This window comes from Cupriavidus sp. TMH.W2 (assembly GCF_050847365.1).
Lineage (GTDB): Bacteria > Pseudomonadota > Gammaproteobacteria > Burkholderiales > Burkholderiaceae > Cupriavidus.
In genome coordinates this window covers 710,442-726,344 of sequence record NZ_CP193792.1, presented here as the reverse complement: position 1 = coordinate 726,344, position 15,903 = coordinate 710,442, and the positions used below count along the sequence as shown (strand labels likewise).

The 15,903-nt window shown below is 66.6% G+C and carries 12 protein-coding genes; 8 read left to right on the top strand and 4 right to left on the bottom strand.

The genetic code is table 11. The features are described 5' to 3' along the window. The first annotated feature begins 408 nt into the window (after positions 1-408). The 4 genes from ACREYQ_RS03405 (at position 409) to ACREYQ_RS03390 (ending at position 6,152) form a co-directional block, all read left to right on the top strand. A complete protein-coding gene (locus ACREYQ_RS03405) occupies positions 409-1,719 on the top strand; it encodes a dicarboxylate/amino acid:cation symporter (RefSeq protein WP_432259392.1) in 1,311 nt (436 codons plus the stop codon). 168 nt (positions 1,720-1,887) lie between these two features. Continuing rightward, positions 1,888-3,834 carry a sensor histidine kinase gene (locus ACREYQ_RS03400; RefSeq protein WP_432259391.1) on the top strand — a complete coding sequence of 649 codons (1,947 nt, stop codon included), beginning with the start codon at positions 1,888-1,890 and terminating at the stop codon, positions 3,832-3,834. Then, entirely contained in the window at positions 3,824-5,143 is a 1,320-nt protein-coding gene (locus tag ACREYQ_RS03395; protein ID WP_432259390.1) for a sigma-54-dependent transcriptional regulator, read from the top strand. The genes ACREYQ_RS03400 and ACREYQ_RS03395 overlap by 11 nt, the downstream gene beginning before the upstream one ends. Positions 5,144-5,555: 412 nt before the next feature. After that, a complete protein-coding gene (locus ACREYQ_RS03390; RefSeq protein WP_432259389.1) occupies positions 5,556-6,152 on the top strand; it encodes a helix-turn-helix domain-containing protein in 597 nt (198 codons plus the stop codon). Positions 6,153-6,163: 11 nt separating this feature from the next. On the opposite strand, the gene ACREYQ_RS03385 is transcribed toward ACREYQ_RS03390, so the two are convergent. Then, positions 6,164-7,249 carry an ornithine cyclodeaminase gene (locus tag ACREYQ_RS03385; protein ID WP_432259388.1) on the bottom strand — a complete coding sequence of 362 codons (1,086 nt, stop codon included), beginning with the start codon at positions 7,247-7,249 and terminating at the stop codon, positions 6,164-6,166. A gap of 21 nt (positions 7,250-7,270) precedes the next feature. Next, positions 7,271-8,149, bottom strand: a complete 879-nt coding sequence (locus ACREYQ_RS03380) for a dimethylarginine dimethylaminohydrolase family protein (RefSeq protein WP_432259387.1) — start codon at positions 8,147-8,149, stop codon at positions 7,271-7,273. A gap of 178 nt (positions 8,150-8,327) precedes the next feature. Between ACREYQ_RS03380 and ACREYQ_RS03375 the strand changes: the two genes are divergently transcribed. Further along, on the top strand, positions 8,328-8,747 hold the full coding sequence (locus ACREYQ_RS03375; RefSeq protein ID WP_078195437.1) for an Lrp/AsnC family transcriptional regulator: 420 nt from the start codon (positions 8,328-8,330) through the stop codon (positions 8,745-8,747). A gap of 18 nt (positions 8,748-8,765) precedes the next feature. Here ACREYQ_RS03375 and ACREYQ_RS03370 read toward each other — a convergent pair whose 3' ends face one another. Next, positions 8,766-10,523 (bottom strand): chloride channel protein, encoded by a 1,758-nt coding sequence (locus ACREYQ_RS03370; protein WP_432259386.1) that lies wholly within the window; start codon positions 10,521-10,523, stop codon positions 8,766-8,768. Positions 10,524-10,661: 138 nt separating this feature from the next. On the opposite strand from ACREYQ_RS03370, the gene ACREYQ_RS03365 reads away from it, so the two are divergent. Then, positions 10,662-11,801, top strand: coding sequence for an HPP family protein (locus tag ACREYQ_RS03365; protein ID WP_432259385.1), 1,140 nt, complete (start codon positions 10,662-10,664; stop codon positions 11,799-11,801). 221 nt (positions 11,802-12,022) lie between these two features. On the opposite strand, the gene ACREYQ_RS03360 is transcribed toward ACREYQ_RS03365, so the two are convergent. Continuing rightward, positions 12,023-12,343, bottom strand: a complete 321-nt coding sequence (locus tag ACREYQ_RS03360; protein WP_432259384.1) for a pentapeptide MXKDX repeat protein — start codon at positions 12,341-12,343, stop codon at positions 12,023-12,025. Positions 12,344-13,150: 807 nt separating this feature from the next. Between ACREYQ_RS03360 and ACREYQ_RS03355 the strand changes: the two genes are divergently transcribed. After that, positions 13,151-14,125 (top strand): ferritin-like domain-containing protein, encoded by a 975-nt coding sequence (locus ACREYQ_RS03355; protein WP_432259383.1) that lies wholly within the window; start codon positions 13,151-13,153, stop codon positions 14,123-14,125. Between the two features lie 292 nt (positions 14,126-14,417). Then, positions 14,418-15,749: an Nramp family divalent metal transporter gene (locus ACREYQ_RS03350; RefSeq protein WP_432259382.1), complete on the top strand. Its 1,332-nt coding sequence runs from the start codon at positions 14,418-14,420 to the stop codon at positions 15,747-15,749. Positions 15,750-15,903 lie beyond the last annotated feature (154 nt).

The following is a 15,903-nucleotide window of genomic DNA, read 5'->3' as shown; positions in this document are numbered from 1 at the left end:
CTAGAACGCCGTTCGGATTTCCGAACGGCGTTGTCTCATGCCGGTCCGGATTCCCGAACCGTGCGCCGGAATCACATCTTTTTCTCCTTTGTATTCAACAGCTTGCACAACGCCTGCAGCCCCTTCGGGCTGGCACGGCGCGTGCAATATAGGCCGCCGCTCACAGCGCCAGACAGGTACGCCGGCACGCCCCCAGCGACCCGGCCGATGCCAAAAAACAAAGGAGGACACACATGACCGACCCCGCCCTGCTCACCCCCTTCGCCACCGCGGCGCCCCCCTGGCACCTGTTGCCGCGCTGAACCAAGACACGGCCGGCCCGGCGCCCCGACATCGCCGCCCAGCCTTCCTGCAATACACAGTCGCCCGTCCCTGCCACAGGAAACGGACGCACAGGCCTGATCCACGATGAAACTGAATCGACTGCCCACCCTGATCTTTATTGCGATGCTGCTCGGCGTGCTGGTCGGCACCGCCGCCCACAACCTGGCGCCGGACGCCGCCACCGCCAAATCGATTGCGGACCACCTGTCCATCCTGACCGACGTGTTCCTGCGCATGATCAAGATGATCATCGGGCCGCTGGTGTTCGCCACGCTGGTGGCCGGCATTGCCAGCATGGGCGACGGCCGCGCCGTGGGCCGCATCGGCATGAAGGCGATGATGTGGTTCGTCGGCGCCTCGATCACCTCGCTGCTGCTGGGCCTGATGATGGCCAACCTGCTGCATCCCGGCCACGGCATGAACCTGCCGCTGCCGCCGGCTGACGCCGCCTCGAACCTGAAGACCGGCGCGCTGAACCTGCGCGACTTCATCGCCCACATGTTCCCCAAGAGCTTCGTCGAGGCGATGGCGAACAACGAGATCCTGCAGATCGTGGTGTTCTCGCTGTTCTTCGGCTTTGCCCTGGGCACGCTCAAGGACGGCGTCGGCAAGCCGGTGCTGCAAGGCATTGAGGGCCTGGGCCAGGTGATGCTCAAAGTCACCAACTACGTGATGGCGTTTGCCCCAGTGGGTGTGTTCGGCGCGATCTCGGCGGTGATCACCGCGCAGGGCCTGGGCGTGCTGGTGGTCTACGCCAAGCTGCTGGGCAGCCTGTACCTGGCGCTGGCGCTGCTGTGGGTGGCGCTGATCGCCGCCGGCTACTTCTTCCTGGGCCGCGACGTGTTCCGCCTGCTCAAGCTGATGCGCGCGCCGCTGATGATCGGCTTCGCCACCGCCAGCAGCGAATCGGCCTACCCGAAAGTGATCGACCAGCTGACCCACTTCGGCGTCAAGGAGCGCATCACCAACTTCGTGCTGCCGCTGGGCTATTCGTTCAACCTGGACGGCTCGATCATGTACACCTCGTTTGCCGCGCTGTTCGTGGCCCAGGTGTATGGCATCCAGCTGTCGCTGACCCAGCAGATCACCATGCTGCTGGTCCTGCTTGTCACCAGCAAGGGCATCGCCGGCGTGCCGCGCGCCTCGCTGGTGGTGGTCGCCGCCGTGCTGCCGATGTTCGGCCTGCCGGAGGCCGGCATCCTGCTGGTGCTGGGCATCGACCACGTGCTCGACATGGGTCGCACCGTGACCAATGTGCTCGGCAATGCCATTGCCACCGCCGTCGTCGCCAAAAGCGAAGGCGCCATCGGCGCGCCGGTACCGTCCGAGGAGGATGAACCCGCCGCGGATACCACCACCGGCCTGGCACCTGCCCAGGTCCTGGCAGGCAAGTAATTCCGTCCGCCAGGCGTGCCAGGGCCCGGTTGCCGATACGGCAACCGGGCCTTTTTGCATTCTGGCGAGGCGCTGACTCCCCGGTGTGGTAAAAGTAGGCACCCGCGCCGGCCCCCCTGCCAGTTTTGCCCGCGCGGCGGCTCTGCCACCTGCCTCACCCAACACCTGATGACCGGCCCGCTACACCCTCCAGGCGATACCGCCCGCGCCACCGCACCCGCCGGATCGCGCCTGCCCCACGGCCTGCGCGGCGCGGCGCCCCTGCTCGCGCTGCTGGCCCTGGCCGTGCTGGTGGGCCTGGCGGGCTCGCTCGGCTACCGCTATAGCTACGACATCGCGCTGGCGCGCCAGGCCGAGCGCGGCCAGGTGCAGTTGCGGCTGTACGCCCAGGCCCTGGAAAGCGAGCTCGCCCACTATGACTACGTGCCCGGCCTGCTGTCGCTGGATGAGCGCATCGCCGCCCTGCTGCTGCGCCCGGACGAAGCGCCCCGCGCCGCGCGCGCCAACGACTACCTGAGCGCGCTCAATGCCCGTGCCGGCACGCGCGTGATCTATGTGCTGGATGCGCACGGCAAGGTGCTGGCCACCAGCAACTGGCAGCGCCCGGACAGCTACCTGGGCGAAGACCTTAGCTTCCGCCCGTACTTCCGGTCTGCCATGGACGGCCAGTTGGGGCGCTTCTACGGCGTGGGCACCACCCGCAGCGAATCCGGCTACTACCTGTCCGCGCCGCTGGGCGAGCGTGACAACCCGGTGGGCGTTGCCGTGGTCAAGATCGGCCTGGAGCCGCTGGAAAACCGCTGGCAGGGCGCCGACAGCCAGATGCTGCTGACCGACGAAAACGGCGTGGTGATCCTGGCCTCGGACCCGTCGTGGAAGCTGGCCGCGCTGCGCCCGCTGTCGCCCGAGGCGCGCGACCGGTTCACGCGCAGCCTGCAATACAACCGCGCCCCGCTGCCGCAACTGCCGCTCACCACCGTGCGCGCGCTCGGCAACGGCAGCGCCAACACCAACAGCGATGAACTGGTGCGCCTGCGCCTTGGGCCGCCGATGCTGGCCCAGCACGCCGCCATGCCCGGCACCGACTGGCAGCTGACGCTGCTGACCAATACCTCGCAGGCACGCGTGGCCGCGCTCAACACGGCCGCGCTGGCCGGGGTCCTGACGGCCTTCGTGCTGCTGCTGGGCGCCGCGTGGAATGTGCGCCGGCGCATCGTCAATGAGCGCCTGGCGGCGCGCGCCGCGCTGGAGGCGGCCAACAGCGAGCTGGAGCGCAAGGTGGCCGAGCGCACCGCCGACCTGTCGACCTCCAACCAGCGCCTGCAGGCCGAGGTCGCAGAACGCGTGCGCGCCGAGACCGTGCTGCGCCAGGCTCAGGACGGGCTGCTGCAGGCCGGCAAGCTGGCCGCCGTCGGGCAGATGTCGACCGGCATCGCGCATGAGCTGAACCAGCCCCTGGCGGCGCTGCGCACCATCTCCGGCAATACCGGCAAGTTCCTCGAGCGCGGCGACTACGCCACGGTGCGCGCCAACCTCGACACCATCATCGGGCTGGTCGAGCGCATGGGCCGCATCACCGGCGCGCTCAAGTCATTTGCGCGCAAATCCGGCAACGGCAGGCGCCGGGCCATGCTGGCCGAGGCGGTGGACAACGCCCTGTTCCTGCTGCAGACCCGCGTCGACGCGGTGCAGCCGGACCTGCAGCGCGATATCGATCCGACACTGGCGGTGGTGTGCGATCCCAACCGGCTGGAACAGGTGCTGGTCAACCTGCTTGGCAATGCGCTAGACGCCGTGGCCGGCAAGGCCGGGCCGTCCGGACCGCGGATTGCGCTGCATGCGCACCTGGCGGGCGCCATGGTCCACCTGACCGTGCGCGACAACGGCGCCGGACTATCCGAGGAAGCCTTCGCGCGGCTGTTCGAACCCTTCTTCACCACCAAGCCCGCCGGACAGGGGCTGGGGCTCGGGCTGACGCTGTCGGCCGGCATCCTCAACGAGAACGGCGGCAGCCTGTCCGCCGCCAACCACCCGGACGGCGGCGCCTGCTTCACGCTGGTGCTGCCGCTGGCGCCGCACGACGCCAACCCACAGGATGCAGAGCATGCCGGCTGACCTCACCGTACTGATCGTCGAGGACGATGCCGATGTGCGCCTGGGCTGCGAGCAGGCGCTGCGCCTGGAAGGCATCGCCACGCGCGGCATGGGCAGCGCCGAGGCCGCACTGCGCGAAGTGGGGCCGGGCTATGCCGGCGTGGTGGTCAGCGATATCCGCCTGCCCGGCCAGGACGGCATGGCGCTGCTCACGCAGCTGCGCGCGCGCGACCCCGCCCTGCCGGTCATCATGATCACCGGCCACGGCGACGTGGGCCTGGCCGTGCAGGCAATGAAGCAAGGCGCCTACGACTTCCTGGAAAAGCCGTTCTCGCCCGAGCAGCTGGTGGATGCCACCCGCCGCGCGCTGGAGCAACGCCGGCTGGCGCTGGAAGTGTCAGAACTGCGAGAACGGCTGGCGGGCCGACAGAAGCTCGAAACCCGCCTGATCGGCCATTCGCCCGCGGTCGATCGGCTGCGGCGCCTGATTGCCGACCTTGCCGGGACCGACGCCAACGTGCTGATCCACGGCGAGACCGGCACCGGCAAGGAACTGGTCGCGCGCTGCCTGCACGAGGCCAGCCAGCGCCATGCGCGCAACTTTGTCGCGATCAACTGCGGCGGCCTGCCGGAACAGCTGTTCGAAAGCGAGATCTTCGGCCACGAGGCCGGCTCCTTCACCGGTGCCGCGCGCCGCCGCATCGGCAAGATCGAACACGCCGAGGGCGGCACGCTGTTTCTCGATGAAATCGAGAGCATGCCGATGCCGCTGCAGATCAAGCTGCTGCGGGTGCTGCAGGAACGCGTGGTGGAACGGCTCGGCTCCAACCAGCCGGTGCCGGTCAACACGCGCGTGGTGGCAGCCACCAAGGCGGACCTGCGCGCGCTGTCCGATGCCGGCCAGTTCCGCGCCGACCTGTACTACCGCCTGAACGTGATCACGCTGGAACTGCCGTCGCTGCGCGAGCGTCGCGAGGACGTCCCTGCATTGTTCGAGCATTTCGTCGCGCAGGCCGCGCTGCGCTTCGGGCGCGATGCGGTGCCCGCGACGCCGGCGGAGCTGGCCGGGCTGGTGGCCTACCCATGGCCGGGCAATGTGCGCGAGTTGCGCAACCTGGCCGAGCGCCACGTGCTGGGGCTGGGCTGCAACCCCGGCCCTGGTGCCACGGCCCCGGAGGCCATGCCGCTCGCGCAGGCGGTCGAGCAGTTCGAGCGCGCGCTGATTGCCGACGCCATGCGCCGCAACGACGGCAACCTGAGCCGCGCCAGCGAAGCCCTTGGCGTGGCCAAGACCACGTTGTTCGACAAAGTGCGCAAGTACGGGCTTTGAAGCACCTGCTGAATTCAGCGCGCGCTACAGACTTCGCATCGGGCGCGGGGAACCACCCCGGCACGAGAGTGTCTGCGTTACTGCTTCTGTGTCATCAGAGCGCGCTCCATGTGCGTTAAGAAACTAAAGCACGACGGAATTATGTTTTTTCCTACAGATAGCCTGTCGTTTGCGGCATATTATTAGCTTCCAGCAAATCCAGCATTGAAGGCATCCAATACATTCGGAGACGCTGAGGTCTGCTGGAAATGAAGAAAAAACAAAAACAATCACAAATAGCAGTTCGACCGGCGAAGGAGCAGGCCGGCACACAGGGTCAGTCAACTTTTGGCAGTGACAACCACGCGGCGCAAGTGCCAGGAGCCGCGTGCGCCATCCAGGCGCTGCTGCCTTCAGGACTACGGGTGATGGGATGAAACTGGATCCGGCACTGGCTGAAAAGCCTTACTACAGCACGCGTACAGCGGCAAAACTGCTTAATGTCTCCCTGGGCACCGTCCAGAAGATGGTCGAGCGCGGCGAACTTGGCGCCTGGAAGACCAACGGCGGCCATCGGCGCATCCACAAGGAAACCGTGCATCGCCTGCTGGCGACGCGCATCGGGCCGGAATCGGCGTCGCCGCACGGCCTGGACCTGGTGGTGTTCCACCCCAACCACCAGGAGGCACAGCGCATCCACGGCCAGCTCGGCAAGTGGGGGCTGCCGCTCAAGAGCGTGGTGGTCGACGATGTGCTGGACACGGTCATCACCTCGGTGAGTGAGCATCCGCGCGTGGTGCTCTACTACGTCGACGAACTCAACGACACCGAGTCGGCCACCATTGAAAAACTGCAGAACTTCTTTGCCAGCCAGCACGTGATCTTTGCCGTGATCACCAACCGCCAGGCTTATGAAGGCGTGGCCGATGCGCTGCAGCACTGGGGCATCATGGTGTTCCTGAAGACGCCGTCGCTGGAAGAGGTCAAGGGCTTCCTGCGCGCGCAGCTGATGATGGGGCGCGCGGCCTGAGGCCGCCGGCCTCAGGCCACCGCCTCCTGCCGGGGCGTTGCCCGCCCCGTTTCGTCGCCCCCCGCCTGCGCCAGCATCCAGCCGTACAGGTTGCGCGGGTCGGGCGGCATCGCCACCAGGTCCACGGCCCTGCCCGCCCGGTGCGCCTGCGCGGCGGCGTAGAGCCAACGCAGCGCGGCGTAGTCTTCCAGCGCAAACCCCACCGAATCAAACACGGTCACCTCGTCCGCCGCGGCGCGGCCGGGCGCGCGGCCGGCCAGCACCTGCCACAGCTCGGTCACCGGCGCGTCAGCCGGCAGCTGCTGAATCTCGCCCTCAATGCGCGTCTGCGGTTCGTACTCCACCACGATGCGCGCGCGCCGCAGGATGTCCGCATGCAGCTCGGTCTTGCCGGGGCAGTCGCCGCCGACCGCATTCAGGTGCATGCCGGGCCGCACCATGGCCGGCGTCAGGATGGTGGCGCGGGTCTTGTCTGCCGTGACTGTGGAGACGATGTCGGCCCCCGCCAGCGCGGCCTCGACCGAACCGGCGCGGCGGATCGACAGCCCGGGCACGCCGGCAAGGTTGCGCATCAGCCGTGCCGTGGCGGCCGGGTCGATGTCATAGGCGGCGATCTCGCGCACCCCCAGCATCGCGTGGAAGGCCAGCACCTGGAACTCGGCCTGCGCGCCGTTGCCGATCAGCGCCATGGCCGCTGCGCCGGGCCGCGCCATGGCGCGCGCCGCCAGCGCCGAGGTGGCGGCGGTGCGCAGCGCGGTGCCCAGGGTCAGGTCGGCCAGCATCAGCGGGAAGCCGGTTTCCACTTCGGCAAGCATGCCGCAGGCCATCACCGTGGGCATGCCGTGCTGCGCATTGCGCGGATGGCCGTTGACGTACTTGAACGCATACTGGCTGCCGTCGCTGACCGGCATCAGCTCGATCACGCCGCGCGCGGAATGGCTCGCCAGCCGCGCGGACTTGTCGAAATCGTCCCAGTGCAGGAATGCCTCCCGGACCTGCCCGGCCAGGTCGACGATGGCGGCCTGCGGGCCAATTGCGGCCACCAGACAGGCAACATCTGTCGCATCGAGAAACAACGTTCTGGCGGTGTTCTTCATACCCCCTCCCTGATGGCCTGCTCAGGCCGCCGCCGCGGCCACCCCACGCCCGCTGCTGCGGTCCAGGCGCAAGGTCATGCAATAGGCCCCGCCGCCGGACAACATGAACGGCGACAGGTCGACTTCATGCAGCTGATAGCCGCGCCGGCCCAGTTCGGTGCGCAGGTGCGGCGTGGTGCGGGTCATCACCACCTGGTCGTCGCGATTGACGGCATTGACGCTGAAGTGGCGCAGGTCATCTGCACTGGCCTCGATGCGCAGCCGCGCCGGCACGCGCGCGTGCAGTTCGCGCAGCGCCGCTTCGCTGAAGGCCGGCGGGTAGTACAGCACTTCGCCGCCGGACAGCGGGCAGAAGCACACGTCGAGGTGGTAGCTCTGCTCGGTGGCCAGCTCCAGCGCCACCACGTCCTTGCCGAAGTAGCCCGACACCGCCACGGCCGCCTCATGCGACGAGCGCGGACCGAACCCGGCCCAGAAGTGGCCGCGGCCCGCGTCCCAGATACAGTCGCCCGCGCCTTCCTGGTAGCAGCCTTCGGGCAGCCACGCGACTTCGTCGAGCAGGCCGCGCTCGCGCAGCTTGCCGAAGATGTCGGCAAACGGCGCTTCCTCGCCGCGGCGCTGCGGGTAGCGGAAGCGCGCCAGCAGCGCGCGGCCATCGAGCACCACGGCGGCGTTGGCCGGGAACACCATATCGGGCAACCCCGGTGCGCCGGGCGCCACTTCCACTGCAAAGCGGGCGCGTCCCAGCGCCTCGCGCAACGCGTCAAACGACTGCATCGCGCTGCGATGCATGCCGCGCGGGTCGCGCGCCCAGGCAGCCGGGTCCATCCACGGATTGATGCTGTACGACACGTCGTAGAAGGTCGGCTCGACCAGCAGGATCGTGGGGGTCTGGATCACGGCGGCTCCTTTTTCAAATGGCAGGGGTTGACATGGCATTCGGGAAATCAATCAGTCAATTGAATTCTCGGGCAAGCGCGCGTTAGCCAATAGCCAGCAATTTGCGCAATTTGCGTCTACCATTATTCAAATCGCCAGAGAATGCTGGCGATTTGCCAAACCACTGCCCTCGCCCCCGATGGATGCCACCGATCAGCAGCTGATTTCCCTCCTGCGCGACAACGCGCGCACGCCGGTGACGGCGCTGGCGCAGGCGCTGCGCGTGTCGCGCGCGACCGTGCAGAACCGCATCGACAAGCTGGAGCAGGAAGGCGTGATCGTCGGCTACACGGTGCGCCTGCGGCCCGAGGCCGAGGCCCACCGCATCCGCGCCTGGATGACGATTGCCGTGGAAGGCAACAAGGCCCGCACTGTGCTGCAGGCCCTGCGCGGCGAGCCCAACGTGCAGGCGCTGCATACCACCAACGGCCGCTGGGACATCATTGCCGAGCTGCGCGCCGAGACCCTGGAGGCGTTCGACCGGGCGCTCGACCGGATCCGGCTGATCGACGGCATCAGCGCCACCGAGACCAGCATCCTGCTGTCGACCTATAAATAGGAAGCAGCAAGTACCCGCTCAGGCTGCGGCGCGGCCGCGCAGGCGCTCGCGCCGCGACTCCTCGTGGAATACGCTGCCGCTGGGACGCAGCAGGTCGCGCAGCGACAGGATGCCGGCCAGGCGCATGGTCTCGGCGCTTTCCACCACCGGCAAGCGCGCCACGCTCAGCGCCGCCATGCTGCCCGCGGCGGCGCGCGCGGTCTGGCCGGGCAGCAGCACTTGCGCCGGCGCGCTGAGCAGGTCGCGGCAGCGCATGCCGGGCGGGATCTCACCGGCGGCCAGGCCACGGATGGCGGCGCGCTCCAGCATGCCCAGCACGCGCCCGTCCGCCACCACGGGGTAGGCGCGATGAGCCGCGTGTTCGCCAAAGTAGCGCGCCATCGCCTCGGCCACCGGCAGGTCGGCGTCGATGGCGACCACCTCGCGCGTCATCAGTTCTTCCACATGGGCGCGCTCGAGCGGGTCCACGCCATATTCGCGATAGATATGCAGGCCGCGCCGGGCGATCTTCTCGGTCATGATCGAACGCTTCATGGCCAGCACCGAGAAGCCATAGGCCACCGCGGTGGTCAATAGCAGCGGCAGCAGCGCCTGTGAGTCATGCGTAAGCCCGAAGGCAAACACGATCGCCGTCAGCGGCGCGCCCAGCACGCTGCCCAGCACCCCGGCCATGCACACCAGCGCCCACAACTGCGGCGAGCCGCCCGGCAGCCACGGCGCCAGCACCACGCCCAGGCCCGCGCCCAGCATCAGGAGCGGCGCGAGCACGCCGCCCGAAGTGCCCGAGCCCAGCGCCGCGATCCAGATCACGGCCTTGACCGCCAGCAGCGCCAACGCGATCTCGATGGCGATGCGGTTGTTCAGCAGGTCGCCGATCACGTCATAGCCCACGCCCAGCGCGCGCGGCTCGAAATAGCCGCCGATGCCGACCACCAGCCCGCCCAGCGCCGGCCACCACATCCAGTGCAGCGGCAGGCGCGAGAAGGCGTCCTCGGTGCGGTACAGCGCCAGTGTCAGCCCCGCGCCCAGCACCCCGCACAGCAAGCCGGCCAGCACGCAGGACAGCAGCGCCGGCGTGCCCGCCGCGGCGGTCTGCAGCGGAAACAGCGGCGCAGCCTCGAAGAACAGCGGCCGCAGGAATCCCGCCACCGCGCACGCCAGCGCCACCGGCAGCAGGCTGCGCGGGCGCAGCTCGAACAGCAGCAGCTCGACCGCCAGCAGCACCGCCGCCACCGGCGTGCCGAAGATCGCGGTCATGCCCGCGCACGCGCCCGCCACCAGCAGCGCCTTGCGCTCGCCCGCGGTCAGGTGCAGGTACTGCGCCAGCAGCGACGCCAGCGAGCCCCCGGTCATGATGATCGGACCCTCGGCGCCGAACGGCCCGCCGCTGCCGATCACGATGCCGGACGACAACGGCTTGAGCACCGCCACCCGCGGCGACATCTTGCTCTTGCCGAACAGCACCGCCTCGATCGCCTCGGGAATGCCGTGGCCGCGGATCTTGTCGCTGCCATAGCGCGCCATCAGGCCGACGATCAGGCCGCCGATGACCGGCACCGCGATCACCCACGCACCCAGCGCGTGGTTCGCCGGCGAGCGCTGAGCCAGCGACAGCGTCTGGTAGAAAAACAGATTGGTGAAGAACCGGATCAGGTTCACCAGCACATCAGCCGCCACGGTGCTGAGGGCACCAATGCCCAGCGCGATCACGGACAGCATCAGCAGGCGGCGATTGACGGCATAGTCGCGTTTTTCGACCGGCATGACAGACGACATTGGGGGCTCCTTGCTCTGTTGCGCTCTTGTGCGGTGCGACATGCCCCACGCTTGGGATTGCACTGCACCAAAGGCGGCCAAATATATCACCTCGTGATATATTACGCGCACCATTTCAAAGCGCCCCCCGTCACAAGAATGCCAACCGCCCCCGCCGTCTCCGCCCTGGCGCAGAATGCCCGTGCATGGCTGCGCACATTCATTCCGCTGCCCGTTCCCGCCAGCCGCAAGGAGCGCTTCAAGAGTTGCCTGGGCGCCCTGCTGGGCCTGCTCTGCACTGAGTGGATCAGCCACCAGACCCTGGGCGGCTTCAATCCCTGGTTTGTCGCGCCGATGGGCGCTTCCGCAGTGCTGCTGTTCGCGGTGCCATCCTCGCCGCTGGCACAGCCGTGGTCGATCATTGGCGGCAACCTGATCGCCTCGGTCATCGGCGTGGCGTGCGCGCGCTGGATCCCCGACCCCGGCCTGGCGGCAGCCGTCGCCGTGGCCATCGCCATCGCCCTGATGTTCCAGTTCCACTGCGTGCACCCGCCCAGCGGCGCCGTGGCCATCACCGCCGTATTCGGCGGGCCGGCGGTGAGCGCGCTGGGGTTCGGCTTCGTTGCCGTGCCGGTGCTGTTCAATTCGATGCTGCTGCTGCTGATGGCGCTCGCCTTCAACAACCTGTCGCGGCGGCGCTACCCGCACCGCCCGCCCGAGGCCGCAGCGCAGCATGGCACGAAAGACGTGCCGCCATCCCAGCGCCTGGGCGTCACCCGCGCCGACCTCGACGAAGCCCTGAAGGTGCGCGGCGAATTCCTCGATATTGAAGAAGACGACCTCGAGCAGATCCTGGTGGCAGCGCAGTTGCGCGCCTACCGGCGCCACTTCGGCAATGTGCTGTGCGGCGAGATCATGTCGCGCGACGTGATCACGGTCACGCCGGACCAGCCCGCGCATGAAGCCGGGCACCTGCTGTCGCGGCACCGCATCAAGGCCCTGCCGGTGGTGGACGCCACCCGCAAGCTGGTGGGCATCATCACCCAGAGCGACTTTTTCGCGGCGCAGCGCGATACCGGCGCGCGCCGCCTGGCAGGGACCGTGCGCAACCTGATGACGCGCGCCGTCGTCACCGCCCGTCCCGAGCAGCCGATGGTGGAACTGGCTCAGGCATTCTCCGACGGCGGGCTGCACCATGCGCCGGTGATCGACGACCAGCGGCGCGTGGTGGGGATGGTGACGCAGTCTGATCTTGTTGCTGCGCTGCTTAAGAGCGGGGTGATGGCGGTGGGGGATTGAGTGTTTTGCCAAGTGGCGGGGTTGGCGTTGTGGGGTCGGACTTCTTGCCGTGTGCAAGGTCGTCGACCTGTGGACGTCAACGCTTATCGCGGCGCGCTCGTTGCCAGACGGGGTTTCGCTGACTGTTACCGCACCGCGTAACGCCGGTTGCCTGCCGGAGACCTAGTGTCATGAGTTGCAAGTTCGTTACATAGGTCTGCAACGAACTTCCAGCTCTGGCACTAGTAAGTCGCAACGCCCTTGCCCTTGTTGGTCTTGTCCGCGTCGTCCTTACCCATATTGTCCTTACTCATGGTGCCCCCCTCCGTCCCCTTGCTCATGGAGCCTTTCTTGTCGTAGTGCTTGTTTGTGTGACTCTTGTTCATTTGGCCCTTTCCCATGCTGTCCTTCCGCATGTCGTCCTTCTCCAGGCCGCCCTTTTCACCCACGGCATTCGGACCCATATTCGGACCCATGTCACCCTTTTTCATGGTGTCCTGCGCAAAGGCATGGCCGGCTAGCAGGAAGGCGGCTGAAAGCAGTGTTGCAAAAAGCTTCGTCATGGTGTTCTCCTCAAGTCGAAAGGAACGCAATGCGGGTGGAATCCGGCCAATCAAAGCCAGCGACGAAGGAACTGCCGCTCACTCTGCAAGCCTTGTCGGCGTTGAGACGATTCCATCTGTGTCGGCGGGCGCCTAGCCGGGCCAGCCGCAGGTTTCATGCCAAACGGACTCTGGCGTTGGTCGCTGGCTTTGATGACCCGGGATGTCGTTTGAAAGTGGATCCGAAATTCGCGCTCGCTTCCCAAACGCATATATGGTGTCCCTCGATTTCATCAGGGACGTCAACGCGAGACGCGCTCACTCGCAGGAAGCGAGTCGTAGCTTTCTTGCTCCGGGGCTAAGGGATGCCTTGAGTCTAAAGGCAATATTTACCATTCCTTTGTAGAAATGCCTCGTACCCGCGCGAGGTTTCCCGAGCGATGACCTCCCGACCGCTGCCGCTGGCCGGTGCGAGGCGTCCCTGGCTGCGATAGGTAGCAGCATGCAGTGTGACTGGCACGCCGGTGGCCTGGCTGTCTGCCCCTCAGATGACCAATTCTCCTTTTTAACTTGCGGGTGCAGCCTCTCAGTCTAGATCCGCATTTGGGAACGAGACAGAACTTTAAATCAGCTCGTGCCGGCATCCGAACCCGATGTGAGCGCGTAAACGACTTGTGTGGGTGCGCCCGCCATCCAGCCCGAGGAGGTCGGCTGGGACGGGCGCCTCACTCAATGGAGGGCAGCTTGGCCTATAGCTGCCTTATGTCTGATCTGCGTTCGAACCGTCGCGCGTCTGACATTTGTCGCGCTGGTTCAAGGAGAGAAACCATGTCAAAGACTACATTGGCCATTGAGCTAATGGCTCAGCGTGCGGAAAAGCTGGCAAGGCGACGAAATTTCTTCTTCCAGGCTGGAGGACTGGGCGCAGGCTTGCTCGGCGGCACCTTGCTGGGTGCTTGCGGCGGATCGGGAGACAGCGCCAAGGCACAAGCATCGGCGCCGGGTGATGGCGATATCCTCAACTTCGCGCTCAACCTTGAGTATCTGGAAGCCCAGTTCTATCACTTCGCGGTATTCGGCACGTCACTGCCCAATGGCATGCTCGGCGGCCAGGGCACACAGGGCTCCGTCACGGGTGGCCACCAGGTGCCGTTCAAGGATCCGCTGGTAGCACAGTACGCCAGGGAAATTGCCATGGACGAGTTGAACCATGTCACCTTCCTGCGCACAGCGCTCGGCAACTCCGCGGTGGCGCAGCCTGCGCTCGATGTCGGCGGCACCGATCCCAACGGGGCGTTTTCCAGTGCGGCACGTGCTGCCGGGCTGGTGGGACCCGGGGTTGCATTCGACCCCTATGCCAGTGATGAGAACTTCCTGCTGGGTGCCTTTATCTTCGAGGACGTCGGGGTCACGGCGTACAAGGGCGCCGCGCCACTGCTTACCAACAAGACCTTCCTGGAAGCCGCTGCCGGTATCCTGGCCGCGGAGGCCTACCACGCCGGCCTGGTGCGTACCGTGCTCTACGCAAAGGGCATGGCGATGCCCAGCTTGCGCACCGCGGCCGGCGCGATCTCCGATGCGCGTGACAGCCTGGATAACTCGAAAGACGATGACCAGGGCATTGTCGGCGCGACGCCCGACGTGGCCAACATCGTGCCACTGGATGCGAACGGGATCGCGTTCAGCCGGAGCTTCGACGATGTGCTCAACATCGTCTTCCTGAACCAGGGGGCAGTGACGCAGGGCGGATTCTTCCCGCAAGGCGTTAACGGGACGTTACGCATGAGCAGTGCGTTCGCCTGATCAAAAAGGACCAGGAGCGCATTGGCTGCAACGCCGACCGGAGATGGGATTGGCCGGCGTTAACTCGTGCAGAGTGGCAACTGCGGAGCGCCAGAGTGAGAAAGGAGGCAAATCATGAACGTCTACTTCAGTCACAACTGGCTGGTGCAGCCGATTCGCATGGGTATTGGCCTGTGCATCGCCGGATCGGGCGCGCTGGTGCTGTTGGCCCGGCTCTTGGGGATGATCGAATGACCGCGCCTGAGGGCCCCGGGGCAGGGGGGGAATCGTGCCTCCGCCTGAACTGACGGCCGTGGCCGATCTCGCCGTCGGATCGGCGACGGTGAACGCGGGGCGCGACTTGATCGGCCTGGATGGTTGTCGGCACACCGTGCCCACGCAGAGTGCCGGCCGGTGGTGGCAGCGTTTGCCAGCCTTTCTCGGACCTGGCTACCTTGTCGCGGTGGGCTATATGGACCCGGGTAACTGGGCCACGGATCTCGCCGGCGGCTCGGCATACGGCTATGCGCTGCTGTGGGTCGTGCTGATGTCGAGCCTGATGGCGATGCTGTTGCAGGTGCTGGCCGCGCGGCTGGGCATGGTCGCAGGCATGGACCTGGCGCAAGCCAGCCGACGTTATGGCGGGCCTCGATCCGTCGTGGCGCAATGGCTGTTGTGCGAACTTGCGATCTGCGCAGCCGACCTGGCCGAGGTGATCGGCACCGCCATCGCCCTCAAGCTGTTGTTCGGCGTGCCGCTGGCCTGGGGCGTGGCACTGACGGTGCTGGATGTGCTGCTCATCCTGTGGATGCAACGTTGGGGCTTCAGACGCCTCGAAGCGGTCGTGATCAGCCTGCTCGGCGTGGTGTTGGCTTGCTTTGTCATCAACCTAGTGCTGGCCCAGCCGCAATGGCGTGACGTGCTGGTCGGCTTCAACCCGGACTTGCGCAAGCTGGGCGATCCCGGGCGGCTCTATATCGCCATCGGAATCGTCGGCGCTACCGTCATGCCGCACAACCTCTATCTCCACTCGTCGACGGTCCAGACCCGGCGCATTTGCGCTGGCGGCCTGCGAGCCGCGCTGACCTGCTCCACAATAGATGTCGTGGTAGCGCTCAGCCTGGCGTTCGTGATCAATGCGGCCATTCTCGTCACCGCTGCCGCGACTTTCCATGGCAGTGGCCATCGCGATGTCGTTGACCTGCAGCAGGCCTATCAACTGCTCGGCCCGATCACCGGATCGGCCGTTGCCAGCGTGTTGTTTGGTCTGGCACTGCTGGCATCCGGCCAGAGTTCTGCACTGACGGCAACATTGGCCGGCCAGATCGTAATGGAAGGGTTCGTGAGGCTGCGCCTTGCACCCTGGGCACGCCGACTGCTGACGCGGGGCTTGGCGATTGTGCCTGCGCTGTGCGTGATGCTCTTTTACGGCGAGCGTGGCATTGCCCAACTGCTCCTTCTCAGCCAGGTGGTGCTGAGCCTGCAGCTGCCTTTTGCCGTGGTGCCGCTGATCCGCTTCACCAGCCGCCGCGATGTGATGGGTGCCTACGCCAATCCACGGGGTGTGGCGATACTGGCGATTGTGGTAGTGGCCGTCATCGTAGCATTGAACGTTGCGATGATCAGCATGGCATTGCTGATGTGAGCGATTCCTTCTCGTTGTTTGCCTTGCCGCGATTGCCAGCATGCCACTATCGTGCTCGAAGCGGCGACGGTGAGGGACTTGGGATCGGCGCGGGGCTGGCACAGCTTGTCGTCACCGCGGCAACACTGTTCGGCGCCTGGTCCTGATCGGCCTG